This is a genomic window from Rhizobium sp. SVR5-9E, from assembly GCF_056755095.1.
The window spans coordinates 1-273 of sequence record NZ_JBNDHS010000403.1; the positions used below are offsets into that span (position 1 = coordinate 1).

The 273-nt window shown below is 62.3% G+C and carries 1 protein-coding gene; it reads right to left on the minus strand.

Annotation, left to right across the window (positions count from 1 at the left end; translation table 11 throughout):
- A partial coding sequence (locus tag ACPYOJ_RS35370) for a LysR family transcriptional regulator (protein WP_481420390.1) occupies positions 1–262 on the minus strand: 262 nt, incomplete at its 3' end.
- Positions 263–273 lie beyond the last annotated feature (11 nt).

The window sequence follows — 273 nt, forward strand, 5'->3', positions numbered from 1 at the left end:
CCCGTTCCAGTATCTGCTCCGCAAGCGCGAATTGCTCGAAGCCCTTCGATATTTCCTGATGGTAGAGCCGCCCCCATGGGGTGAGCTCCACGGTACGGCCGTTGCGCTCCAGCAGGGTCACTCCAAGAAAGCTCTCGATCTTGCGGATCTGCTGGCTGATCGCGCCGGGGGAAACCTTAAGCTCCAGGGCCGCGGCACTCACGCCGCCGCAACGGCCGACGGCTTCGAAGGCCTGCAAGCCCTTGAGCGGAACTGTCCTGATAGCCTGTTTCT